Consider the following 23,995-nt stretch of genomic DNA (forward strand, 5'->3'; position numbering starts at 1 on the left):
GGCAGTTTCAGTCCGCCCCGTGCGGGCGACCGACAAGGGGCCGCCAGTCGCCGCGGCCCCTTGACCCCGGGCTCCCGTCCTGCCCACCCGCCGCTGCGCGGTCCCTTCGCGGCTTCAGGATTTCTGCCGGACCGTCAGGACGCGCCGTCCCTGGCGCGGCCTGACTTTCGCCGACGTCCTGTCGGCTCATCCGGAAATCCTGCATCCGCTCAGCGGGACGGGAAGGCCGGCCCAACTCCCCCGCTTTGATACCAATGCCAAAACGACTTTCCGCGTCGCTTCAGATGTCAGAAAACATCGCTTCAGATGCCAGAAAAGCATCACAGCTTATTGCTGTTCATTTTTTCATTTTCGTCAGGCTTCCCTGTCTTCAGTTCTGATTACGCATGTTAACAACAGACAGGCGAAGCCGGTCTTTGGGAAAAATATACGCCCTCACAGGCGGGGGTTTGCTGGAGGCATCCGGCGCGCTGAGGAAAGAACGGAGGCCAGGACGGCGCGGCAGGGACGCCGCGACGAGGACGGCTGCGCCACGGAGGGCGCATCCGGACGGTCCGTCAGGCCGCAGTGAGTGACGAAGGGACAGCGACGGCTGCCGGACGCCGGGATTGTTAAGGGGCTGGCGCGAGCCCCTTAGCCCAACCGCCTGCTCGGACAGGCTGAAACTCCCCGCCGCCTGGCGGGCGGAACATGCTCAGTGCAAAACCGTAGCGCCCAGCCGGGCAGAATATGCTCAGAGCAAAACCGCATCCCCACCGCCTCACAGGCAGAACATCCCTGAAGCAGGATCAGAGCGCCTCCCGCATGTCAGCCGGAACACGTCCGATACAAAACCGTATTCACCTGCCCACAGGCAGAGCCAAACCAAAGGAGGAATAAGTCCTCACAGGCGGGGGTTTCCGGAGGCATCCGGCGCGCTGAGGAAGGAACGGAGGCCAGGACGGCGCGGCAGGGATGCCGCGACGAGGACGGCTGCGCCACGGAGGGCGTATCCGGACGGTCCGTCAGGCCGCAGTGAGTGACGAAGGAACAGCGACGGCTGCCGGACGCCGGGATTGTTAAGGGGCTGGCGCAAGCCCCTTAACCCGACCGCCTGCACGGACAGGCTGAAACTCCCCGACGCCTGGCGGGCGGAATCCTCTCAGAGCAGAAACGCTACCGCCAAACTACAACCTTACCGGTGAAATATTCCAAATCTCATCCGCGTACTCCTGAATCGTACGGTCAGACGAGAAATAGCCCATACCAGCAATGTTCATCGCCGCGCGGTACTGCCATTCATCCGGCTGGCGATACAGCTCATCAACCTTATCCTGGGTATCCACATAGCTGCGGTAATCCGCTAACAATTGATAGTGATCGCCGAAGTTAACCAGCAAATCGAACAGATTCCGATAGCGACCAGGGTCCTGCGGGCTAAAGACACCTGAGGCCAGTTGAGTCAGCACCTGATGCAGCTCGGCATCTTCTTCATAGTATTTACGCGGGTTATAGCCTGCTTTACGCAAGGCTTCGACCTGCGGCGTGGTATTACCAAAAATGAAGATGTTTTCTTTGCCCACATGATCAAGCATCTCAACGTTAGCACCGTCCAGCGTGCCGATAGTCAGCGCACCGTTGAGCGCAAACTTCATGTTACTGGTGCCCGATGCTTCAGTCCCTGCCGTTGAAATCTGCTCGGAGAGATCGGCGGCAGGAATAATAATCTGCGCCAGGCTCACGCTGTAGTTAGGAATAAACACGACCTTCAGTTTGTTTTTAACCTGCGGATCGTTATTAATGACCTTAGCCACATCGTTGATCAGATGAATAATGTGCTTGGCAACGTAGTAAGCCGATGCCGCTTTACCCGCAAAAATGTTAACACGCGGTACCCACTCGGCGTCAGGATCGGCCTTGATGCGGTTGTAGCGCGTAATCACGTGCAAAACGTTAAGTAGCTGACGCTTGTACTCATGAATGCGCTTAATCTGCACATCAAACAGCGCATTCGGATCGATAACAACATCCAGATTCTTCGCTACCCAGGTCGCTAAACGCTTTTTGTTTTCGAGTTTGGCTTCCGCCACTTTCTCAATAAACGCCGGGTAATCAACACACGTCTTCAGCTCGCTGAGCTGGCTTAAGTCTGTACGCCAGTTACGACCGATTTGTTCGTCCAGTAATTCTGACAGCGGCGGGTTAGCCAGCGCCAGCCAACGACGCGGTGTCACCCCGTTGGTTTTGTTACAGAAACGGCCAGGGAACAGACGGGAGAAATCAGCAAACAGGGACTGAACCATCAGGTTCGAGTGCAGCTCAGAAACGCCGTTAACTTTATGGCTGACGACCACAGCCAGCCAGGCCATACGTACACGGCGTCCGTCGTTCTCATCAATGATTGAAATACGCGCCAGCAGATCCCAGTCATCAGGGTAGTATTCCTGAATCGTTTTCAGGAAGAAGTCGTTAATTTCAAAAATAATGCTGAGGTGACGCGGCAGGATCTTACCGATCATATCGATCGGCCAGGTTTCCAGCGCTTCGCTCATTAACGTATGGTTGGTGTAAGAGAACACCTGGCAGCACACATCAAACGCATCATCCCAGGTAAACTTGTGCTCATCAATCAATAAGCGCATGAATTCCGGAATAGCCAATACCGGGTGCGTGTCATTGAGGTGGATAGCAATTTTGTCCGCCAGGTTGTCCCAGGTACGATGCATCATCCAGTGACGATTCAGGATATCCTGCACGGTGGCTGACACCAGGAAGTACTCCTGACGCAAGCGCAGTTCACGGCCGGAATAGGTCGAGTCATCGGGATAGAGCACACGCGACACGTTTTCTGAGTGGTTTTTATCTTCCACTGCCGCAAAATAGTCGCCCTGATTAAATTTACCCAGGTTGATTTCGTTACTGGCCTGCGCGCCCCACAAGCGTAACGTATTGGTCGAGTCTGTGTCGTAGCCAGGGATAATTTGATCGTAGGCCATGGCCAGAATTTCTTCGGTTTCCAGCCAGCGCACCTTGGCACCTTCGTGCTGAAGGCGACCACCGAAGCGGACTTTATAGCGGGTGTTGAAACGCTGAAACTCCCACGGGTTACCATATTCCAGCCAGTAATCCGGGGATTCTTTCTGCTCGCCATCGACAATGTTCTGTTTGAACATGCCGTAATCATAACGGATGCCATAGCCGCGTCCTGGCATGCCCAGCGTCGCCAGAGAATCCAGGAAGCAGGCAGCCAGGCGGCCTAAACCACCGTTACCCAGCCCAGGATCGTTCTCTTCTTCCATCAGCTCGGCCAGATCGAGACCCATTTCGTCCAGCGCCATATTGAGATCGTCGTAGATCCCCATGGCCAACAGCGCATTGCCCAGTGTGCGGCCCATCAGGAATTCCATCGACAGATAATAAACCTGACGAACGTCCTGAGAAAGTTGAGCGCGGTTAGAACGCAGCCAGCGCTCGACCATGCGATCGCGCACGGCAAGCAGCGCAGCATTCAGCCACTCATGTTTGTTAGCAATTGAAGGGTCTTTACCAATGGTGAACATCAGCTTGTAAGCAATTGAGTGCTTTAAAGCATCAACCGTCAACGTAGGTGAAGCGTAAGTGAATGGTGTCGTCATTTTCTGTTTCCCAGTCCGTTACAACAAACGTTGGTAAAGATCGCGGTAGGCTTGTGCGGCGACCTGCCAGCTAAAGTCCATGCCCATCGCCTGACGCTGCACATAACGCCAGAGTGAAGGGCGAGACCACAATACGAACGCGCGACGAATTGCCCTCAACAGTGACCAGGCATTACTGTCTTCGAAACTGAAGCCGCTGGCAATGCCATCTGCCAGATTTTCTAATGAGCTGTCGTTAACCGTATCAGCCAGTCCGCCGGTCCGGCGAACCAAGGGCAACGTACCATATTTCAGTCCATACAGTTGTGTCAGACCGCAGGGCTCAAAGCGGCTCGGCACCATAATGACGTCGGCTCCGCCAACAATACGGTGAGAAAAGGCTTCGTGATAGCCAATCTGTACGCCTACGCTGCCGGGATGTTCCGCCGCCGCGGCCAGAAAGCCTTGCTGCAGCTCGGCATCGCCCTGCCCTAATAGCACCAACTGTCCGCCCTGCGCCAGTAAACCCGGCAGCGCTTCCAGCACCAAATCCAACCCTTTTTGCCGGGTCAGACGGCTGATAACGGCAAATACCGGTGCTTTGTCATCGACCTTCAGGCCCATCGCGACCTGTAACTGGCGCTTGTTTTCTGCTTTCGCTTCCAGCGTATCCCGGTTGTAACGGGAGCTCAGCAGGAGATCGTGTGAAGGGTCCCAAATCGCTGGATCGACCCCGTTCAGAACCCCACTCAGCCGGCCTTCGCGCATGCGCTGTGCCAGCAGCGTTTCCATGCCATAGCCATACTCTGGCGTGGTGATTTCATGCGCGTAGGTCGGGCTGACCGCCGTCACGTGATCGGCGTAAAATAAGCCGGCTTTCAGGTAAGAGATCTGACCGAAGAATTCGAGGCCAAACATATTAAAAAAGGCGCGCGGCAGTTGAATCTCGTCCAGATGGTGCGCTGAGAACAGTCCCTGATAAGCCAGGTTATGGACGGTGAAGACAGATTTGGCCGGTCGGCCGCGTGCCTCCAGATAAGCACAGGTCAGGCCGGCATGCCAGTCGTGCGCATGAACGATATCTGGCCGCCAGTAGCTATCCAGCCCGCAGCCCAGCTCACAGCCCATCCATCCCAGTAAAGCAAACCGTAAATAGTTGTCGACGTAGGCAAACTGCGATTCATCATGGTAAGGGCTTCCCGGCCGATCGTAGAGATCGGGGGCGTCGATAAGATAGATGCCCACCCCATCGAAGCGCCCAAAAAGCAGGCGAACCGGACCGGCAAAGGTTTGCAGCTCCGCGACCACCTGAGTATCCGGTATTCCTTTACGCAATGCAGGAAACGCGGGCAATAACACACGCGTATCTGTTCCACCCGCAATTTGTGCCTGAGGTAATGCTCCGACTACATCAGCCAGCCCGCCCGTTTTCAGCAGCGGGAAAAGTTCTGAACAGACATGTAAAACCTGCATCCTCGACCTCATTAAGTTACCAGGCACGATCCTCGTGCCGATTGGGTGTGTGCCGCTTGTCGTTTATGATCCCGCACTATTTAATTTGGCAAGCATGGTGCGGGTGACCAGTACAATGCCTTCTTCTGAACGGAAAAAACGGCGGCTGTCTTCATCAGGGTTTTCACCAATCACCATCCCTTCTGGCAGCACACAAGCACGGTCAATGACACAGCGGCGCAGACGACAGGATCGGCCAACTACCACATCAGGTAGCAGTACCGTTGAATCAATATTGCAAAATGAGTTCACCCGCACGCGGGAAAACATGACCGAATTCACCACCACCGAGCCCGAGATAATACAGCCCCCAGACACCAGTGAATTCATCGTCATACCATGGCTACCAGAACGGTCCTGGACAAACTTTGCCGGTGGCAAAGGTTCCATGTGCGTACGAATCGGCCAGGTGCTGTCGTACATATCCAGTTCAGGTGTCACTGAAGCCAAATCAAGGTTGGCGCGCCAGTAGGCTTCCAGCGTCCCAACATCCCGCCAGTAAGGCGGTGCCTCGTGATCGTTTTGCACACAAGAGATCGCAAACGAATGGGCGTAACCCTCACCACTCGCGACCACTTTGGGCAGAATATCTTTGCCGAAGTCGTGGCTTGAACCCGCCTCGTTCAGATCGTCTTCCAGTAAGCCATAAAGGTAATCGGCGTCGAACACATAAATCCCCATACTGGCCAGCGATTTTGTGTCGTCACCCGGCATGGTCGGTGGCTTCGGCGGTTTCTCCACGAAATCGATTACTTTATTGTTTTCGTCTACGGCCATCACGCCAAATGCGGTCGCCTCATGCACCGGTACGGGCAGGCAGGCAATGGTGCACCGGGCTTCATTCAGCACGTGATCCAACAACATCCTTGAATAATCCATCTTGTAGATATGATCGCCGGCAAGGATCACCACGTACTGTGCGCCATAGCGCCGAATAACATCGAGGTTCTGTGTGACGGCATCGGCTGTACCGCGATACCACTGCTCAGTGGAAAAGCGCTGCTGAGCCGGTAGCAGATCGACAAATTCATTCATCTCTTCGTTGAAGATAGACCAACCGCGCTGAATATGTTGGGTTAACGTATGAGATTGATACTGCGTAATGACCCCAATACGGCGAATGCCTGAGTTAACACAGTTGGAAAGGGCAAAGTCGATAATACGGAATTTACCACCAAAGTGAACGGCGGGCTTGGCACGCTTAGCGGTAAGATCCACCAGACGCGTACCGCGTCCACCAGCCAGTACAAGGGCAACAGTTTGTGTAGGGAGCTGGCGCGCCAGCATAAGATGTTCTGCTCTTTCTAATTTGACCATGTCTGACTCCTTATCATTGCTTTTGGAACACACACACAGCGTGTGCGGGACCATGCCAGACAGTTAACCGGATGGGGTAACTTTCCCCGGTGAAAGGAGGAAGGACTTGCCATTCTCCGTCTGGTAAGGCGATATCACATATCGAATCTGTCGCATTTATTGTTATTAACCAGTGGCCTGAGAGCAGAATTTGCAACCTGCGCACGCGCTGCTTCCAGCCATCTTCTTCTATAGGTTTACCCTGGTCGTCCAGCCACTGAACGTTGCCGTCATCGTTCTGCCACCAGCGATCCGAGGTAAGTGCCGGGATGCGCTTACGCAGTTGAATCAGCGATGCAGTAAAATCGACCAGTCCTTTTTCTTCTTCGTCCCAGTTGATCCAGCTCAGCGGGTTGTCCTGGCAATAGGCATTGTTATTACCCTGCTGACTTTGACCGCGTTCATCCCCTGCCAGCAACATGGGCGTTCCCTGTGAAAGCAGCAACGTCGTCAGCAGCCCTTCCATGCTGCGCCTACGGCGTTGTGCCACCTCAGCACTGCTCTCCAGACCTTCTGTACCATGATTGTGACTATAGTTGTTACCGTGCCCGTCACGGTTTTCTTCACCGTTAGCTTCATTATGTTTGCCATTGAAGCTCACCAGGTCGCGCAGCGTAAAACCATCATGGGCGGTGATCAGATTGATGGTCGCGTGCGGCTTGCGATCGTCATGCTGGAAAAGATCGCTTGAAGCGGCAAACCGGCAGGCAACATCACCGTTAGTGACATCGCCATGCAACCAGGCACGCCGGGCTGTATCGCGAAACTGATCGTTCCACTCTGCAAAAGGCGAAGGGAATTTTCCCACCTGATAACCACCCGGGCCGATATCCCAGGGTTCCGCGATCAGTTTGACCGTTGACAGGATTGGGCAGGCGCGAATGGCCTCAAACAAGGCAGCGTCACGGTGATAGTCAGGTTCGCGTCCCAGTACGGGAGCAAGGTCAAAACGAAAACCATCAACGTGGCAGGTGCGTACCCAGTAACGCAGCGCCTCCAGTATCCAGTTCATGACCTGCGGATGACTGAGATTCAAGGTATTGCCGCAGCCGGTCCAGTTCTGATAAGCGCCTTGATCGTCCAGCCAGTAATAGCTGGCGTTATCAATGCCGCGAAAGGAAAGGGTTGGCCCGGTGTCATCCAGTTCTGCCGTATGGTTAAACACCACATCCAGCAGCACCTCAATACCGGCAGCGTGCAGGCGTTTGACCGCCTGTTGGAACTCCTGCAGCGGAGACAAGCCGTTCTGACCAGACGCATAACGGGGATCGACAGCCCAGAGCGCAAAAGGGTTATAGCCCCAGTAGTTGATCAGGCCCAAACGCAGCAGGCGGGGTTCGCTGGCGAAGTGGGCGATGGGCAGTAGCTCAATAGCAGTAATGCCCATCTTAAGCAGATAATCCACCATCACCGGATGGCCAAGCGCCGCATAGGTGCCGCGCAACGCTGTTGGAATGCCGGGATGCTGCTGCGTCAGACCGCGTACGTGCGCTTCGTAAATGACACTGCGGCCCCATGACGTGCGTGGCGGCATATCGCCTTGCCAGTCGAAATCATCCGTCACCACCACACACTTCGGTGCCAGTGCGGCGTTGTCGCGACTGTCGGGTTCAGCGTAGCCACAGTGAAAACGCGGATCATCGGGTACATCGCCCTGCACCGCTCTGGCACAGGGATCGACTAACAGTTTGGCAGGATTAAAAAAGTGTCCCTGCTGGGGCGCCCAAGGCCCGTGTACCCGATAGCCATAACGCTGTCCGGGTTTGAGTCCGGGAAGATAGCCGTGCCAGATATCGCCGCTCCGGTCAGTGAGTTCAACGCGCTGCTCAATGCCATTCTCATCGAACAGGCACAGTTCAACGCGCTCAGCATGGTGAGAGAACAACGTAAAGTTGACGCCCTTCCCGTCATAGCTCGCACCCAGCGGTTGGGGATGTCCGGCACCTAATGTCATTCCCCCTCCCGCACTAACCATACTGTAGAGAGCGGTGGTAAATTCAGGCTCAGTGACTGCGGGCGACCGTGGCTTTCCTGTTGATCGGTGTGCACCAGATGATTACGCACGTCGCTGCCGTGGTACTCATGTTGGTCGGTATTGAGCACCTCGCGCCAGCTGCCAGCCTGATTAACGCCAAAGCGATAAGCAGGGCGCGGCACAGGCGTAAAGTTGCTGACAACGATCACTTCGTTGCCGTCGCGGTCACGACGAACAAAAGCAAAGACCGAATGTTCAGCATCGTCCACCACCAACCATTCAAATCCTGACGGATCAAAATCAAGCTGATGGAGCGGCGTGTAATATTGATAGGTGTGGTTCAGGTCGCGTACCAGACGCTGCACGCCGTGATGCCAGTTGTCCTCGCCTTCCAGCAGGTGCCAGTCAAGACTGACATCGTGATTCCACTCTCTGCCCTGGGCGAACTCATTGCCCATAAACAGCAGTTTTTTACCTGGGAAAGCCCACATCCACCCGTAATAGGCACGCAGGTTGGCAAATTTCTGCCAGGCATCGCCTGGCATGCGGTCAAGGATAGATCGTTTACCGTGCACCACTTCATCGTGCGACAGCGGTAATACGAAGTTTTCGCTGTAGTTATACATGATGCCGAAGCTCATCAGATTATGATGATAACGGCGATGTATCGGGTCGAGCTTCATGTAGTCCAGCGTGTCATGCATCCAACCCAGGTTCCACTTATACCAGAACCCCAGGCCGCCACCTTCCGGGGGCCGTGAGACGCCAGGATAGTCCGTCGACTCCTCAGCCATGGTTACGGAGCCAGGTGCGACATGCCCCAGCGTACGGTTGGTATAGCGCAGGAAATTAATGGCTTCGAGATTTTCCCGACCACCGTACTGATTGGGAATCCACTCACCCTCGGCGCGGCTGTAATCGCGGTAAATCATTGAGGCCACGGCATCGACACGCAGGCCATCAATACCAAAACGTTCCATCCAGTAAAGCGCGTTGCCCGCCAGGAAGTTACTGACTTCACGGCGGCCAAAGTTGTAAATCAGTGTATTCCAGTCCTGATGATAACCTTCGCGCGGATCGCTGTGCTCATACAGTTCGGTGCCATCAAACTTCGCCAGGCCAAAGTCATCGCTGGGAAAATGGCCCGGCACCCAGTCCAGTAGCACATTCAACCCCGCCGCATGGGCGCTTTCGATAAAGTAGCGGAAATCATCACGGGTGCCGAAACGTCGTGTTGGCGCATACATACCCAGCGGCTGATAGCCCCAGCTGCCGTCAAACGGATGTTCGTTGATGGGGAGCAATTCGATATGGGTAAAACCCATCTCTTTGACGTAGGGCACGAGCTGCTCAGCCAGCTCTTTGTAGCTGAGCCAGAAGTTATCGTCGGTATGACGACGCCATGATCCCAAATGAACTTCATAAATGGAGATGGGTTTATCAAACGCATTCGCCGCTCTGCGCGAGGCCGGCATCTCCACCTTTTCTGGCAGGCCGCAAATCATTGAGGCGGTTTGAGGACGCATTTGGGCTTCAAACGCTAAGGGATCGGCCTTGATGCGTAACTGGCCATGCGCATCGATGATTTCAAATTTATAGAGTTGCCCGTTAATGGCACCGGGAACAAACAGCTCCCAGACGCCCATCTCCTGACGCAGACGCATCGGATGGCGGCGGCCATCCCAAAAGTTGAAATCACCGACAACGGAGACGCGGCGTGCGTTGGGTGCCCAGACAGAAAACCGCGTACCAATGACACCATCGATCACATCGCCGTGCGCACCTAAGGTTTCATAAGGTCGCAGGTGAGTGCCTTCCCCCAATAACCACAAATCCATCTCTTGTAACAACGGGCCAAAACGATAAGCATCATCAATCAGATTTTGCTGGCCATGCCAGTTAACCGCCAGTTGATAGCGAAAAGGATTTTTACGGCGAGGCACCACGCCACTGAAAAAGCCACGGGAATCATCGCACTTCAGTTGGACAAGTTTGCGCCCTGTTGAGGTTTCAATGACCCAGACTTCAAGTGCTTCAGGAAGCAGCGCCCGCACTTCGAGTCCGTTGTCTGTTTTGTGCATCCCTAGTAGTGAAAAGGGGTCGGAATAATTACCCGCAAAAAGGGCATTGATCGCCTGGCGATCGGGTAGCTCTGACATGACTTTCTTCCTGTGATAGTTGGCAGGCGAAAAGACCACGATGCAGATTTATCGCGAGTCTCGTGCGCTGCTCTTCATTGAGCCATGAGTACAGCGGCGTGGGTGCCAGAACGAAACGCCTGTCACCACGCGCCTCCTTGAATCACAACCAGTTCGCATTAAGCCTGTCTGCTTGATGCAAGGCCCGAAGTTGCGCCAGACACTTGTCCGGCAACGACCCAGACCTTAAATGATATTCACGCGACGTCTCAGGCGGATGCCGTCTACCTTAAACGTGATTTGCCGACTTGTGCTGCTTGCATTCCGTCCGGTTTAAGGTTGAAAACCCGTCACCGTCGTTTCTGCGCGAATCGGGTACACCATTAAAGGATATTTATGTATAGCGGATCTGCGTTTCACATTCTTTAATAAAATACGGCGTTTTTCTCCTGCAAGGATAAATCAGCACGTTTACCGCATCATTTTTGCCAGGAGAGGCCAGACTGAGAGAGGAACGTTTCACTGCCCGCCAGTCTGCCGTGCTGAGGCCTTCTGCCTCATAAGCATTTCACCCGTCAGTTTCAGCGCAGAGTAAAACAGTCACAGTTGTTGGTGTGTTGCCAGCGAGAGACGCTTTTTGTCGCCTCGCGTGACCGATGCACGTTGCTAAAAACGGCACCGCATCATGTCTTGTCAACGTCGCTTTACCCACTACGCCAACCCTGTCGTTGATAAAACAAAATCCTTAACTCACGTTACGCCTTTGTTAAAGGATAGCTTGATGGCGGACGTTATCAGTGCAGAAAAGCAAAAATTTATTTCTAAACAGGCAAAAAGGGGAAGCGGATCACTTCGTGATCGTAACGGTAGAACGGTTTGCAGTGATTTGTGGGAAAAAGACCGGGAAAGCCCGGTCTTATAGGTAATTCAGATTTAGTCGATTAGCAGGCGCAACATACGACGCAGTGGCTCAGCCGCGCCCCAAAGCAACTGGTCGCCCACGGTAAAGGCAGAAAGGTATTCTGGCCCCATATTCAGTTTGCGCAGACGACCGACCGGCGTGCTCAACGTGCCGGTAACGGCGGCAGGCGTGAGTTCACGCATCGTGATCTCACGGTCGTTAGGCACCACTTTCACCCATTCATTATGGGCGGCCAGCAGTTGCTCGATTTCCGCCAGCGGCAGGTCCTTTTTAAGCTTCAGCGTAAAGGCCTGGCTATGGCAGCGCAGCGCACCCACGCGGACGCACAGCCCGTCGACAGGAATCACGCGTTGGGTTGCCAGAATCTTGTTGGTTTCAGCCTGGCCTTTCCACTCTTCGCGGCTCTGACCGTTTTCGAGTTGCTTATCGATCCAGGGAATCAGGCTGCCCGCTAACGGCACGCCGAAGTTATCCGTCGGCAATGTGCCGGAGCGAGTGAAATCCGTTACGCTACGCTCGATATCCAGAATCGCTGAAGCCGGATTTTGCAGAGAGGTGGCGACGTGATCGTGCAACATGCCCATTTGCGTTAACAGTTCACGCATATGACGCGCACCGCCGCCAGAGGCAGCCTGATACGTTGCCACGGACGCCCACTCCACCAGATCCTGCGCAAACAGGCCGCCCAGCGACATTAACATCAGGCTGACGGTGCAGTTGCCGCCCACAAAGGTTTTCACGCCGCTGTCGATGCCCTGACGGATAACCTGGTGGTTAACCGGGTCCAGAATAATGATGGCATCGTCTTTCATGCGTAACGTGGAGGCCGCATCAATCCAGTAACCGTTCCAGCCGCTGGAACGCAGCTTTGGATAGACCTCAGAGGTATAGTCGCCGCCCTGGCAGGTAATAATGATATCCAGCGCCTTCAACGCCTCAATATCAAAAGCGTCCTGCAATGTCCCCTGCTGTTTACCGGCAAATGCCGGGGCCGCCTCACCGTGCTGTGAAGTGGAGAAGAAGACCGGATTGATCACATCAAAATCACGCTCTTCGCTCATGCGGGACATCAGCACTGAGCCAACCATTCCGCGCCAACCAACTAAACCTACATTCTTCATGTCATGTCCGTTTCAGGATGATCTACACCTGACTTTCTTATCGAAGGGAAAAGTGTCGTGGTACTCTCACGCCACTCTGCGTAATAATCAGCATTGCCTGTGTTGATTAACTCTACAAAATGCAGCTTTTCTGGCAAGTGAATTAATGTAATCAGGCCAACTTTTTCAGCAACAGTGCTAATAACCTGACTTTATCTATAACGAGAAGACCTAAAACGAATGACTGAAATGATCTCGGCAACAATATTATTGTTGTTAATAATGGATCCATTAGGCAATTTGCCGATTTTTATGTCGGTTTTAAAGCATCTGGAACCGAAACGTCGGCGAGTTGTGCTTATTCGCGAAATGTTGATTGCGCTCATTATCATGTTGCTGTTTTTGTTTACCGGCGAGCGAATCCTGGCCTTTCTAAACCTGCGCACCGAAACCGTGTCTATTTCCGGTGGCGTTATCCTGTTTTTAATCGCCATCAAAATGATTTTCCCGTCCCCTGAAAGCAGCAGCACAGGCTTACCTGCCGGAGAGGAACCTTTTCTGGTGCCGCTGGCGATTCCCCTGGTCGCCGGCCCCTCACTCTTGGCGACCCTGATGCTGCTGTCGCATCAGTATCCTCATCAAATGTCGCATCTGGTGGGGGCACTGCTGATTGCTTGGGGCGTGACGGTCATGATTCTGCTGTTATCGGGGCTGTTTCTTCGCCTGCTGGGAGATAAAGGCGTAAACGCGCTGGAGCGCCTGATGGGATTGATTCTGATTATGCTGGCAACGCAGATGTTTTTAGATGGGATTCGCGTGTATCTGAAGTTATAGCGATGGCCGGTTTCAACCGGGCAGCCCTGCCCGGTTGAAACGCATCAGGAAAGCAGCGTGAACGCGATCATGCCCACGACGGCACCGACGGTGCCCAAAATGGTTTCCATGAGCGTCCATGTCTTTAAGGTTTCCCCTTCTGTCGCCCCGGTAAATCGCCCAAACAGCCAGAAGCCTGCATCGTTAACATGGCTGATAATAATGGAACCGCCACCGATACAAATGGATAAGGCCGCCAGCTGCGCGCCGTTATAATGCAGCGGCTCAATCACAGGCATGATTAACCCTACCGTCGTCAGACAGGCAACCGTTGCCGATCCCTGAATCACACGCACCGCGCCTGACAGAATAAAACAGGCCAGCGCAACGGGCAGACCAGCACCGGTCAGGGCATTCCCCAGCACCGGCCCGACGCCAGAATCGACCAGCACCTGTTTAAAGACGCCGCCCGCACCAATCACCAGCAAAATAATGCCCGCAGGCTGCAGGGCGCTGCCGCATATCTGCATCACTTTCTCTTTGTCCATGCCCTGACGATAAGCCAGGCCGTAAATGGCAACCAGGCAGGCCAGCAGAATGGCGATGAAAGGATGTCCGATGAACTCCAGCCACTGGTAAAGCGTGGAGCCTTCGGGGGTGAAGCGCGCGCCAATGGTTTTGAGTCCAACCAGCACCAAAGGAAACAGGATTAAGGACAGGCTGAAACCAAAAGAGGGCAGCTTGTTTTCATCAATATCGGGCTGATGATCTTCAGGTGGCGCGCTGAACGACACGCGCTTAGCAATAAAATTACCAAACAGCGGTCCTGCAATCAGCATCCCAGGCAGGGCGGCACACAGGCCGATTAAAATCATCCAGCCGAAATCTGCATGCATTTGCGAGGCTAACAGCATGGGCGCCGGTCCCGGCAGCAGAAAGGCCGCGGCGGCCGCCACACCGGCAAACAGCGGAATCACCAGCTTCACCAGATTGTCGCCCGTGCGTCGCGCAACGGCGAAAGCGATGCTGATGAGCAGCACCACGGCGACTTCAAAGAAGAGCGGTAAGGCGCAGATTAACCCGGCGATGCCCATGGCAAAGTGAGCGCGGTTTTCGCCAAAGGTTTTCAGCATGCGAATGGCAATCTGGTCAACGGCCCCGGTTTCATGCAGGATTTTGCCAAACATCGCGCCCAGCGCCACCACGATAGCCAGAAAGCCCAGCGTACCGCCCATCCCTTTCTGCATGGTTTCTGCAATTTTCTCCAGTGGCATACCGGATAACAGCCCGGCCCCGACCGATACCACCATCAGGGCGAGAAAGGCATGCATACGGGCTTTCATCACCAGAAAAAGCAGCAGCAGGACAGAGCCTGCTGCGGTCAAAATAAGTGTCGCGGTATTCATGGCCTAGCCTTGATTGATAGCGTCCTTGATAGTCGCAACCGTAGCCGCCACAACCTCGTCCAGCGGGTTCGCGATATCCACGACCAGCACATCTGTCTCGTCACTGCCCGGCTCTTCCAGGGTGGCAAACTGTGTTACCAGCATTTGCGGCTTAAAGAAGTGGCCTTTGCGCGCTTTCAGGCGGGATTCGATGGTATCGAAATCCCCTTTCAGATAGACAAAACGCAGGTTGTCATTGCCCTGGCGCAGAATATCGCGGTAATGCTTTTTCAATGCAGAACAGACGATGATCGAGATGGCCTGAGTCCGCTGCATGGCGAAAGCCGCATCGTTCAGCGCCTGTAACCATGGCAAACGGTCATCATCATTCAGCGGATGACCTTCTGCCATCTTCAGAATATTGGCGCGCGGATGGAGGAAATCACCATCCAGAAAAGCGGTATTTAACTGGTGGGAAACCTGGTTGGCGACAACGGATTTACCGCTGCCTGAAACACCCATCAGAATAAAGACGTGATGTGGCGTGGATTGCGTTGTCATTTTTTCACTCCGGCAAGTTCAGCTTGCCATGTTACCGATAACAATGATGGATGACATTGTCCTGGCGGTATTACACGCTGGCAACCTTTTTACTTCACAAAGCGTTAAAGTGTGAGCTGACTCATAAAATCGTGTTAATCAGATACTGCCACCTTCCAGAATCTCAAATCCGATATCCAGCGGTTGGGTGACGCTGTGTTCACCGGCGATACGCGCCAGTAACAACGCGGCAGACTCACGTCCCATTCGGTCACGTGGCGTTAATACGGTCGCCAGCTGTGGCGTCACAACCTGACTAATATCATGGCCGTGGAAGCCAGCAATCGCCATCTGAGAAGGCACCTTAAGGCCCTGTCGCTGGCACTCAAACATCGCGCCAACCGCCAAATCATCATTGGTGCAGAACAGGCTGTCTGTTTGGGGATAACGGCGCTGCGCTTCACGCAGGAGATCGCCACCCGCACTAAAAGAAGAGGCTTCTTCCATCATCACGCTGCGCGGCGTTAAGCCGGCTTCACGCATTGCGGCTTCATAACCACGTTGCTTTTGCAGCGTACGCTCATCCAGGCGCGCGCCCAGATAAACGGTGTGCCGATGACCTTTGTTTAAAATCGCCAGCGTCATTTGCCGGGCCGCTTCGACATTGTCAAAGCCCACCGCCATATCAAGACAGGGGGTGACGCTGTCCATCATTTCAATAACCGGAATACCGGCCACTTCCAGCATGCGCAACGTTCCCGGCGTATGGGTACGCTCCGTGAGAATAACGCCGTCGATGTTCCAGCCCAGCAGCGAACGGAGCTGGCGCTCCTCTTTTTCCGGGTTATAGCCAAAGTGCGCCACCAGCGTCTGGTAACCGGCTTCATCGGTAACGGCTTCAATGCCACGCAGTACGTCGGCGAAAACCTGATTGGTCAGGGAAGGCAGTAACACGCCAATGGCCCGGCTGGTCGCATTCGAAAGCATATCAGGGGCACGATTCGGGATGTAACCCAGTTCATCCAGCGCCACGGCAATCTTTTCCCCCAGCGCAACAGACACTTGATCGGGATTGCGCAGATAACGACTGACAGTCATTTTGGTGATACCGATACGATCGGCAACGTCCTGTAAAACCGGTCTTTTCTTCTTCATCGTAAGCGCCTGGGTAGACCTGAAAGCAAATTACGACGAGTCTATCACTTTTTTACGGCCAGATTGCCAGTGGGGCGAGATATGCCCGCCCCACACAGCCTTACACCGGCGGCAGATCAAACAGCAGAACTTCTGCGTCGCTGTCGGCCTCAAGCACAAGACGGCTTTCATCCCAGACGGCAAAGGCATCGCTGTTTGAAGCTGGCTGACCATTCACTTTCACCTCGCCCTTCACGACCTGGACCCAGATACGGCGGCCCGCATCAAGAGTCACGCTGTCGCTATCACCCGCAGCAAACACCCAGCGCGACAATGTCATGTCCTGCCAGACTTTGAGCGAGCCGTCACGCGCGTCCGGCGTCAGAATAAACTGACGGCCCTGTACGTCCGGGAAGCGACGCTGAGCGTAGCGCGGCTCAATACCGGTGCGCTCTGGAATAATCCAGATTTGATAAAGGTGCAGGGGTTCGGTTTTGCTGGCGTTATATTCTGAATGACGCACGCCCGTACCGGCACTCATAATCTGAAATTCGCCCGCCGGAATCTGCTCTTTATTCCCCATGCTGTCCTGATGTTCAACCGTACCCGACAACACATAGGTCAAAATTTCCATATCTTTATGGGGATGCGTACCAAAGCCCTGGCCCGGGTCGATCACGTCTTCGTTAATGACGCGCAACGCCGAGAAGCCCATAAAATTCGCGTCGTGATAGTTGGCAAATGAAAAAGTATGCCAGCTGTCCAGCCAGCCATGATTCGCGTGACCACGTTCTTCAGCTTTACGTAAATAGATCATGTTCAAATCTCCTCAATGTTTTTTATAGTGTGGTATCAGGTGGAAAAGATTGATAGCTGAAAAACTTCACCTCTCTGTTCAAAAATTATGAACATTGAATGAAGGGTTGTTGAAAGGCGCTGAAGAAGGTGTCGCGGAGAGTGGGCAAAAAAAAGCCAGCACGTGGCTGGCTAAATAATACTGGAAGCAATGTGAGCAATGTCGTGCTTTCTAAAGTGTCGCTGACACCGGAGAACGCATAGCAATAATAATCATTATCATTCGCGTCTGTAAAGTCTTTTTGCGCATTATTTTCATTGACGTCCAACGTGAATTCCTTGATGTTTAAAGGGTTTATCGCGCCACCCACAAGGAAAATAGCCATGAGCCCAGTGACCATCCGTCATGCCATTCCCACGGATGCGCCCGCATTAACGCGCCTCTATAGTCAGCCGGAGACCCAGGCGGCGACGCTGCACTTGCCCTATCCATCACCCACGCTGTGGGAGCAAAAACTTAGCCATCCGCGCGCGGGCGTACATATGCTCGTGGCGTGTCTCGATGAGCAGGTTGTTGGGCAACTGACGCTTGAGGCCATGACGGCTGCGCGGCGTCGGCACTGTGCCACCCTAGGAATGGGCGTCGATCCGGCGTTTCATCGTCGGGGCATTGGCAAAGCTCTGATGGCGGCCATGATCGATCTGTGCGACAACTGGCTACAGATTACGCGTATTGAACTCTCGGTATTTACCGACAATGACAAAGCGATAGAGCTCTATCACGCGTTCGGTTTCCGGATTGAAGGCACCGCGCAAGGCTATGCCATGCGCGACGGTGCCATGATTGATACACATTATATGGCGAGACTGAAAGTATAGCGTGACGGGCAACCCCAAGGTTGCCCTTTTAAATCAATATCCTGCACTCAGATCGTCTACAGAGCGCGGATCAGAAGCCCCGTAGAGCGTTCCGTCAGGTCCAATCATAATACTTTGTGTACTGCCCATCGACGGCAGAACTTTCACATGCTGACCTTTGGCTTCCAGCAACCGCAAGGTATCCGGGCTGAACCCCTTCTCAACCCGCAGTTGATCGGGCAGCCACTGGTGATGGAAGCGTGGAGCATTGGTTGCCTCTGCCACGTTCATACCGTAATCAATGCTGTTTACCACCATCTGTAATACCGTCGTGATAATGCGGCTACCGCCAGGGCTGCCCGTTACCAGCCAGGTTTTCCCGTCTTTCGCCACGATAGTCGGTGACATCGAAGAGAGCGGACGTTTCCTGGCCTGCACGGCATTGGCTTCGCCACCGACTAACCCATAAACATTTGGCGTACCCGGCTTGGCTGAGAAATCATCCATCTGGTTATTCATCAGAATGCCGCTGTTACCGGCGACGATACCGCTGCCGAAGTAGGTGTTAAGCGTATAGGTGACAGCGACCGCATTGCCACTTTTGTCCACAACCGAAAAATGGGTGGTTTGGTTGCTTTCATACGGAGCCAGTTTACCCGGCTTGATGTCGCTGGACGGGCGGGCTTTGGCAATATCAATCTGCTGCGCCAGGGACTTCGCATAGGCTTTACTGGTCAGCGCCTGCCACGGCACCTTAACGAAATCCGGGTCGCCGAGATATTCTGAACGGTCCGCGTAGGCATATTTCTCCGCTTCCGCCATAACCTGCATCGCGTCCGCACTGCCGAAGCCCATTTTGCCCAGGTCAAAATTTTCCAGGATATTGAGGATCTGCACAATATGAATACCGCCCGATGAAGGCGGTGGCATGGAGAACACCTCATAGCCACGATAGGTGCCGCTGACAGGCTTGCGTTCAACCGCGTGATAGGCTGCTAAATCGGCTTTATTGATTAACCCACCATGCTGGGCCATTTCGGCAGCGATTTGATCGGCAATTTTCCCTTTATAGAAGGCATCCGGGCCTTGCTGAGCAATCAACTGTAAGCTGTGGGCCAGATTTTTTTGTACCAGACGGTCGCCCTTTATCCACGGCGTGCCATCTGGCTTATAGAAAATGGCTTTGCTGTTGGGATGCGTGATCAGCACTTCCTTTCCGTAGGTTTTCAGATCATCAGCCAGCGCATCGTTGACGACAAAACCGTCACGCGCCAGTTTAATGGCGGGAGCCAGCAGCTTGCTGAGCGGCAGCGTGCCATATTTGTTGACGGCTAAAGCAAAACCCGCCACGGTGCCGGGCGTACCTGAGGCCAGATGTGAAGTGAGTGAAAGCTTGCTATCGGCATTTCCCTCCTTATCCAGGAACATGTCGCGTGAAGCCGCCGCCGGGGCCATTTCACGGAAATCGATGGCCGTGGTCTGTCCTGATGCCGTGCGCAGCAGCATAAAGCCCCCACCGCCCAGGTTGCCCGCCTGCGGATGCGTCACCGCTAGCGCAAAACCTACCGCAACGGCGGCATCCACCGCGTTACCGCCCTGGCGCAGGATATCAACGCCGACCTGGGTTGCCAGCGCATCCACTGAGGCCACCATACCGTTATGCGCCTTAACCGGATGAAACGTATCGCTGTCGATACCATAAGAGACTGGCGGTGCCTGAACCGGCGCGGCACCCGCCCCGGTCACAACAGTAAAACTCATCAATAATGACCAGCCCAGCTGGCGAAGTTTGCCTTGCATCATCATGTTGTTTCCACTCCCCACTTTTATTTACATTTCTTTATTCTTTATGTAACTGACTACAAACACAGTCGAATATCAAGAAGTAACGCAAATTCAGCGCACTCCTGGAGCAGTAATTTGAACTCGTGCATAAACTTATCTGCACGACCCCGTGACCCGATTCGGGCATGCGCACACAGCATCCGGTCGTTTACTGGAGGATAAAAATGAAAAAGTGGCTTATGGTTTTCGCCGCCCTGTTGCCGTTAACCGGCATGGCAAACATGTTGAATAAGACCAACAATCCTAATCAACCTGGCTATAACCCCAGCCAGCAGCGAATGCAAACGCAGATGCTCAATCAGTCGCAGCAACAGCAGAATAAACTGCAGCAGGACCAGCAGCGTCAGAACCAGGATTTACAGCGGAAATTGCAGGAACAGCGGGACAGTGCCCAGCAGCGCGTAATTAAATCGCAGCCGGGCCAGCAGCAGAATCAACAGACTCAACAGAATTCGTATTAACTAAAATCGGGGCCAATCAGGTCGATGCTGTCGGTACAGATGGCATCGACGCCCCATTTCAGCAGCGTTCTGGCCCGGTCAGGGCTGTTGACGGTGTAAACCAGAATACGCAGATCGGCCTCTTTTAGCTCTGCCACCCGCGCTTCGGTTAAAACCTTGTGATTCAGATGAATTGAGGTGCAGTCCAGCGCGCGAGTTTTCTCTTTCCATGCCGTATCCCAACTGTGAGATAACAGCCCACGCGGTAGCTGAGGCTCAGCCTGCATAGCGGCTTCCAGCGCCGCATACGAAAAAGAAGAAAGCAGCGGCAAGGTTTGCCCCTGCCACAGCGTTGCCGCTGCCTGAGCGATAGCGCGCCCGGTTTCCGCGTCCGTTCCTGTTGTGGGTTTAATTTCGATGTTTGCCATCATGCCATGCTGACGGCAGCGTTCTGCCACCTCATCCAGCCGGGCAAGTTTTTCGCCCTGGAAGACGTCACTAAACCAACTGCCAGCATCGAGTTGCGACAGCTTGTCCCATAGCAGCTCACCGGCAACGCCCCAGCCGTTACTGGTGCGATCTAACGTATCGTCATGCAGCAGGAAGATGTGCGCATCGGCCGACAATTTGGCGTCAAATTCAATCATCAGATGGCCATATTTTGCCCCCACATCAATCGCCGCAAGAGTATTTTCCGGGGCGAGTTTGCCACCGCCACGATGGGCGACGATCGACGGATAAGGCCACAGTTTTTTGCTCATTCCAGACGTTTCCCGTGCGTTGAATCGAAGAAATGTAGCGACCCTACAGGCAGATGTAACCATAAGGTACTGCCTGCTTCAGGGCGCTCGCTGTGTGGCAAGCGTACCACTAAACGCGCCTCACCGATGCGGCCGTGTGCCAGATTATCCGCGCCCAACATTTCCAGGGTTTCCACCCGGAACGGAATGCCGCCCTGCTCCTGGCTGGTGATCTGAATATGTTCGGGTCGGACGCCCAGTACCACAGGACGATTGGCCCACTTCGCTTTCCCCTCGCCAACGGCGATGCCGTGAGAGGCATCAACCGTAAAGCGTGAGCCATCCTGGCTGATATTGCCATGGATCAGATTCATGGCCGGTGAACCCATAAATGAAGCCACAAACTGGCTTGCTGGTCGTTCATAGACCTCAACCGGTGTGCCGATCTGCTCAAGAATCCCTTTATTCATGACCATAACGCGCTGGGCCAGCGTCATCGCCTCTACCTGATCGTGCGTCACGTATAAGCTGGTGGTTTGCAAACGACGATGCAGCTGCTGAAGCTCCAGCCGCATCTGAACGCGCAGTCGGGCATCAAGGTTAGAGAGTGGCTCATCAAACAGAAAGACGGCTGGCTCACGCACAATGGCGCGTCCCATGGCAACGCGCTGGCGCTGCCCACCGGATAACTCGCGTGGACGGCGCGTCAGCAGATGATCCAGCTCCAGGCTCCGCGCGGCTTCCAGCACCCGTTGACGAACCTGTTCTTTGCTCATGCCGCGAATTTTCAGGCCATAGGCCATGTTCTCTTCAACGGACATATGGGGATAGAGCGCATAGTTTTGGAACACCATGGCAATGCCGCGATCTTTCGGCTCTTCATGGGTCACGCGTTTATCGGCTATATAGATATCACCAGAGGTTACCCGTTCGAGTCCGGCGACCATGCGCAACAGCGTGGATTTGCCGCAGCCGGAGGGGCCAACCATAACCATAAACTCACCGTCATTAATCGTGACGTTGAGCGGTTGGATGATCTGATTTTTACCGTCGTAAGACTTGGTCACCGCCTGAAGGGTTACGCCTGCCATCTCTATTTCTCGCTCTCAACCAGACCACGCACAAAGGCGCGCTGCATAACAAATACCACCACTACCGGTGGAATCAGGGTTAATAACATTGCCGCCATCACTTCGTTCCACTGGGTCGGCGAACCACTGGTGGAGATCATGCTTTTGATCCCGGCCACGGCGGTGCCCAGGTTTGCGTTATCGATAATTAACAGGGGCCAGAGATACTGGTTCCAGCCGTAGATAAAGGTGATAACGAACAGCGCCGCCAGGTTGGTTTTCGACAGGGGCAGCACAATGTCCCAGAAAAAACGCATCGCGCTGGCACCGTCAATGCGCGCCGCTTCGATTAACTCATCCGGCAGCGACATAAAAAACTGCCGAAACAGAAAGGTGGCGGTGGCCGAGGCCATCAGTGGCAGGGTCAGCCCGCTGTAGCTGTCCAGCAGGTTGAGATCGGCAATAACCTGCACTGTCGGGAAAATACGCACTTCGACCGGCAGCATCAGGGTGATAAAGATCATCCAGAAGAACAGTGAGCGCAGCGGAAAACGAAACCACACCAGCGCAAAGGCCGACAGAATCGACACCAGGATTTTGCCAATGGTTATCCCCAGCGCCATGATAACGCTGTTCATCAGCAGCACACTAAAGGCCGGGCCGTTGCCGTTCACGCCGCGCGTCCAGATGTGCGAAATGTTTTCCCACAGGTGCGTGCCGGGAATCAGCGTCATCGGGACGTTATACACGGCGTCGTTATCCAGGGTTGCCGCCACAAAGGCGACATAGAGCGGAAACAGGATGGTCAGGATGCCGAGCACCAGCACCACATGGCTGAAAATGTCCAGCCCGCGACGATTTTCAATCATTGGTATTGCACCTTACGCTCAACGAAGCGGAATTGAATGACCGTCAGGCCAATAACCAGCAGCATTAACACCACGGACTGTGCCGCTGAAGAGGAGAGATCCAGGCCGGTAAAACCTTCCCGATAAATTTTATAGATAAGCGTCGTCGTCGCCTGTACCGGGCCACCGCCTGTCGCGGCATCAATGACCGGGAAGGTATCGAAGAAGGCATAAATCAGGTTGACCACCAGCAGAAAGAAACTCACGGGCGTGATCAACGGCAGCGAAATCGAGAAGAAGCGACGCACCGGGCCTGCACCATCAATGGCGGCGGCTTCAACCAGTGACTTCGGTATCGACTGTAATGCGGCGAAAAAGAACAGGAAGTTGTAGCTCATCTGTTGCCACACCGAGGCCAGCACCACCAGAAACATGGCCTGTCCGCTGTTCTGAGCAAAGTTCCAGTTATAACCCATGTGGTTAAGCAGATAGCTTAATAAACCCAGACCGGGGCTGAACAGGAACATCCACAACACGGCAGCAATAACCGGCGCCACCGCGTAGGGCAGCAACAGCAGCATCTGATAGAGCTTACGCAGGCGCACCACGTAGTCCACCAGCGCGGCCAGCAGTAACGATGACACCATGCCAAAGAAAGCCACCATGCCGCTAAACTTGATGGTGGTCCAGAAGGTATCCAGATAAAGACCGTCGGCAAACAGCCGTTTGAAGTTGTCCAGCCCGACAAAGGTACTGGAGATACCGAAGGGATCAAGATTTTGCAGGGAATACCACAGGGCTTCACCGGCCGGCCAGACAAAGAAAATAGCGGTGATCAAGAGCTGCGGCAGCACCAGAAAATAGGGTAACAGTCGATTGCGAAACACCGGGCGAGAGGGAGACATAGCGTTCTCTGACTTTTAAGGAAAAA

General features: G+C 54.2%; 20 protein-coding genes. 4 read left to right on the forward strand and 16 right to left on the reverse strand.

Annotation, left to right across the window (positions count from 1 at the left end; all coding sequences use genetic code 11):
- Positions 1 to 1,166: 1,166 nt before the first annotated feature.
- The 5 genes from glgP to glgB form a co-directional block, all read right to left on the reverse strand.
- A complete protein-coding gene (glgP, locus tag CMR03_RS22090) occupies positions 1,167 to 3,614 on the reverse strand; it encodes a glycogen phosphorylase (RefSeq protein ID WP_096012664.1) in 2,448 nt (815 codons plus the stop codon).
- Positions 3,615 to 3,632: 18 nt separating this feature from the next.
- The gene (gene glgA / locus CMR03_RS22095) at positions 3,633 to 5,066 is read right to left on the reverse strand and encodes a glycogen synthase GlgA (protein WP_063877532.1); all 1,434 of its coding nucleotides are present in this window, start codon (positions 5,064 to 5,066) and stop codon (positions 3,633 to 3,635) included.
- Positions 5,067 to 5,129: 63 nt separating this feature from the next.
- A complete protein-coding gene (glgC, locus tag CMR03_RS22100) occupies positions 5,130 to 6,422 on the reverse strand; it encodes a glucose-1-phosphate adenylyltransferase (RefSeq protein WP_063877533.1) in 1,293 nt (430 codons plus the stop codon).
- Between the two features lie 13 nt (positions 6,423 to 6,435).
- Positions 6,436 to 8,415, reverse strand: coding sequence for a glycogen debranching protein GlgX (gene glgX / locus CMR03_RS22105; RefSeq protein ID WP_164484308.1), 1,980 nt, complete (start codon positions 8,413 to 8,415; stop codon positions 6,436 to 6,438).
- Positions 8,412 to 10,595 (reverse strand): 1,4-alpha-glucan branching enzyme, encoded by a 2,184-nt coding sequence (gene glgB / locus CMR03_RS22110; protein ID WP_096012666.1) that lies wholly within the window; start codon positions 10,593 to 10,595, stop codon positions 8,412 to 8,414. The genes glgX and glgB overlap by 4 nt, the downstream gene beginning before the upstream one ends.
- 664 nt (positions 10,596 to 11,259) lie before the next feature.
- Between glgB and CMR03_RS25130 the strand changes: the two genes are divergently transcribed.
- Positions 11,260 to 11,496 (forward strand): hypothetical protein, encoded by a 237-nt coding sequence (locus CMR03_RS25130; RefSeq protein ID WP_128604221.1) that lies wholly within the window; start codon positions 11,260 to 11,262, stop codon positions 11,494 to 11,496.
- An 11-nt stretch (positions 11,497 to 11,507) separates the two neighbouring features.
- Here CMR03_RS25130 and asd read toward each other — a convergent pair whose 3' ends face one another.
- Positions 11,508 to 12,617 carry an aspartate-semialdehyde dehydrogenase gene (gene asd, locus CMR03_RS22115; RefSeq protein ID WP_063877536.1) on the reverse strand — a complete coding sequence of 370 codons (1,110 nt, stop codon included), beginning with the start codon at positions 12,615 to 12,617 and terminating at the stop codon, positions 11,508 to 11,510.
- 219 nt (positions 12,618 to 12,836) lie between these two features.
- Between asd and CMR03_RS22120 the strand changes: the two genes are divergently transcribed.
- Positions 12,837 to 13,430: a YhgN family NAAT transporter gene (locus tag CMR03_RS22120; RefSeq protein WP_063877537.1), complete on the forward strand. Its 594-nt coding sequence runs from the start codon at positions 12,837 to 12,839 to the stop codon at positions 13,428 to 13,430.
- Positions 13,431 to 13,474: 44 nt separating this feature from the next.
- On the opposite strand, the gene gntU is transcribed toward CMR03_RS22120, so the two are convergent.
- The 5 genes from gntU to CMR03_RS25135 form a co-directional block, all read right to left on the reverse strand.
- Positions 13,475 to 14,815, reverse strand: coding sequence for a gluconate transporter (gene gntU / locus CMR03_RS22125; protein WP_096012667.1), 1,341 nt, complete (start codon positions 14,813 to 14,815; stop codon positions 13,475 to 13,477).
- A 3-nt stretch (positions 14,816 to 14,818) separates the two neighbouring features.
- A complete protein-coding gene (gene gntK, locus CMR03_RS22130) occupies positions 14,819 to 15,355 on the reverse strand; it encodes a gluconokinase (protein WP_063877539.1) in 537 nt (178 codons plus the stop codon).
- 138 nt (positions 15,356 to 15,493) lie between these two features.
- A complete protein-coding gene (gene gntR / locus CMR03_RS22135) occupies positions 15,494 to 16,489 on the reverse strand; it encodes a gluconate operon transcriptional repressor GntR (protein ID WP_063877540.1) in 996 nt (331 codons plus the stop codon).
- 100 nt (positions 16,490 to 16,589) lie between these two features.
- The gene (locus CMR03_RS22140) at positions 16,590 to 17,285 is read right to left on the reverse strand and encodes a pirin family protein (RefSeq protein WP_063877541.1); all 696 of its coding nucleotides are present in this window, start codon (positions 17,283 to 17,285) and stop codon (positions 16,590 to 16,592) included.
- An 85-nt stretch (positions 17,286 to 17,370) separates the two neighbouring features.
- Positions 17,371 to 17,649: a hypothetical protein gene (locus CMR03_RS25135; RefSeq protein ID WP_128604220.1), complete on the reverse strand. Its 279-nt coding sequence runs from the start codon at positions 17,647 to 17,649 to the stop codon at positions 17,371 to 17,373.
- Here CMR03_RS25135 and CMR03_RS22145 point away from each other — a divergent pair.
- Positions 17,648 to 18,142, forward strand: coding sequence for a GNAT family N-acetyltransferase (locus CMR03_RS22145; protein ID WP_096012668.1), 495 nt, complete (start codon positions 17,648 to 17,650; stop codon positions 18,140 to 18,142). The two genes, CMR03_RS25135 and CMR03_RS22145, sit on opposite strands and share 2 nt — an antisense overlap.
- Positions 18,143 to 18,175: 33 nt before the next feature.
- On the opposite strand, the gene ggt is transcribed toward CMR03_RS22145, so the two are convergent.
- Positions 18,176 to 19,927, reverse strand: coding sequence for a gamma-glutamyltransferase (gene ggt / locus CMR03_RS22150; RefSeq protein ID WP_096012669.1), 1,752 nt, complete (start codon positions 19,925 to 19,927; stop codon positions 18,176 to 18,178).
- Between the two features lie 203 nt (positions 19,928 to 20,130).
- On the opposite strand from ggt, the gene CMR03_RS22155 reads away from it, so the two are divergent.
- Positions 20,131 to 20,427 carry a DUF2756 domain-containing protein gene (locus CMR03_RS22155; RefSeq protein WP_096012670.1) on the forward strand — a complete coding sequence of 99 codons (297 nt, stop codon included), beginning with the start codon at positions 20,131 to 20,133 and terminating at the stop codon, positions 20,425 to 20,427.
- On the opposite strand, the gene ugpQ is transcribed toward CMR03_RS22155, so the two are convergent.
- The 4 genes from ugpQ to ugpA are packed head-to-tail and all read right to left on the reverse strand — an operon-like array spanning position 20,424 to position 23,969.
- A complete protein-coding gene (gene ugpQ, locus CMR03_RS22160) occupies positions 20,424 to 21,167 on the reverse strand; it encodes a glycerophosphodiester phosphodiesterase (protein ID WP_096012671.1) in 744 nt (247 codons plus the stop codon). The genes CMR03_RS22155 and ugpQ overlap by 4 nt on opposite strands.
- Positions 21,164 to 22,237: a sn-glycerol-3-phosphate import ATP-binding protein UgpC gene (locus tag CMR03_RS22165; RefSeq protein WP_063877547.1), complete on the reverse strand. Its 1,074-nt coding sequence runs from the start codon at positions 22,235 to 22,237 to the stop codon at positions 21,164 to 21,166. The genes ugpQ and CMR03_RS22165 overlap by 4 nt, the downstream gene beginning before the upstream one ends.
- 2 nt (positions 22,238 to 22,239) lie before the next feature.
- Positions 22,240 to 23,085, reverse strand: a complete 846-nt coding sequence (gene ugpE / locus CMR03_RS22170) for a sn-glycerol-3-phosphate ABC transporter permease UgpE (protein ID WP_096012672.1) — start codon at positions 23,083 to 23,085, stop codon at positions 22,240 to 22,242.
- A complete protein-coding gene (gene ugpA / locus CMR03_RS22175; protein WP_063877549.1) occupies positions 23,082 to 23,969 on the reverse strand; it encodes a sn-glycerol-3-phosphate ABC transporter permease UgpA in 888 nt (295 codons plus the stop codon). Before ugpA ends, ugpE begins: the two co-directional genes overlap by 4 nt.
- Positions 23,970 to 23,995: the final 26 nt, after the last annotated feature.

Origin of the sequence: Pantoea allii, from assembly GCF_002307475.1 — a bacterium.
Classification (GTDB): Bacteria; Pseudomonadota; Gammaproteobacteria; order Enterobacterales; family Enterobacteriaceae; genus Pantoea; species Pantoea allii.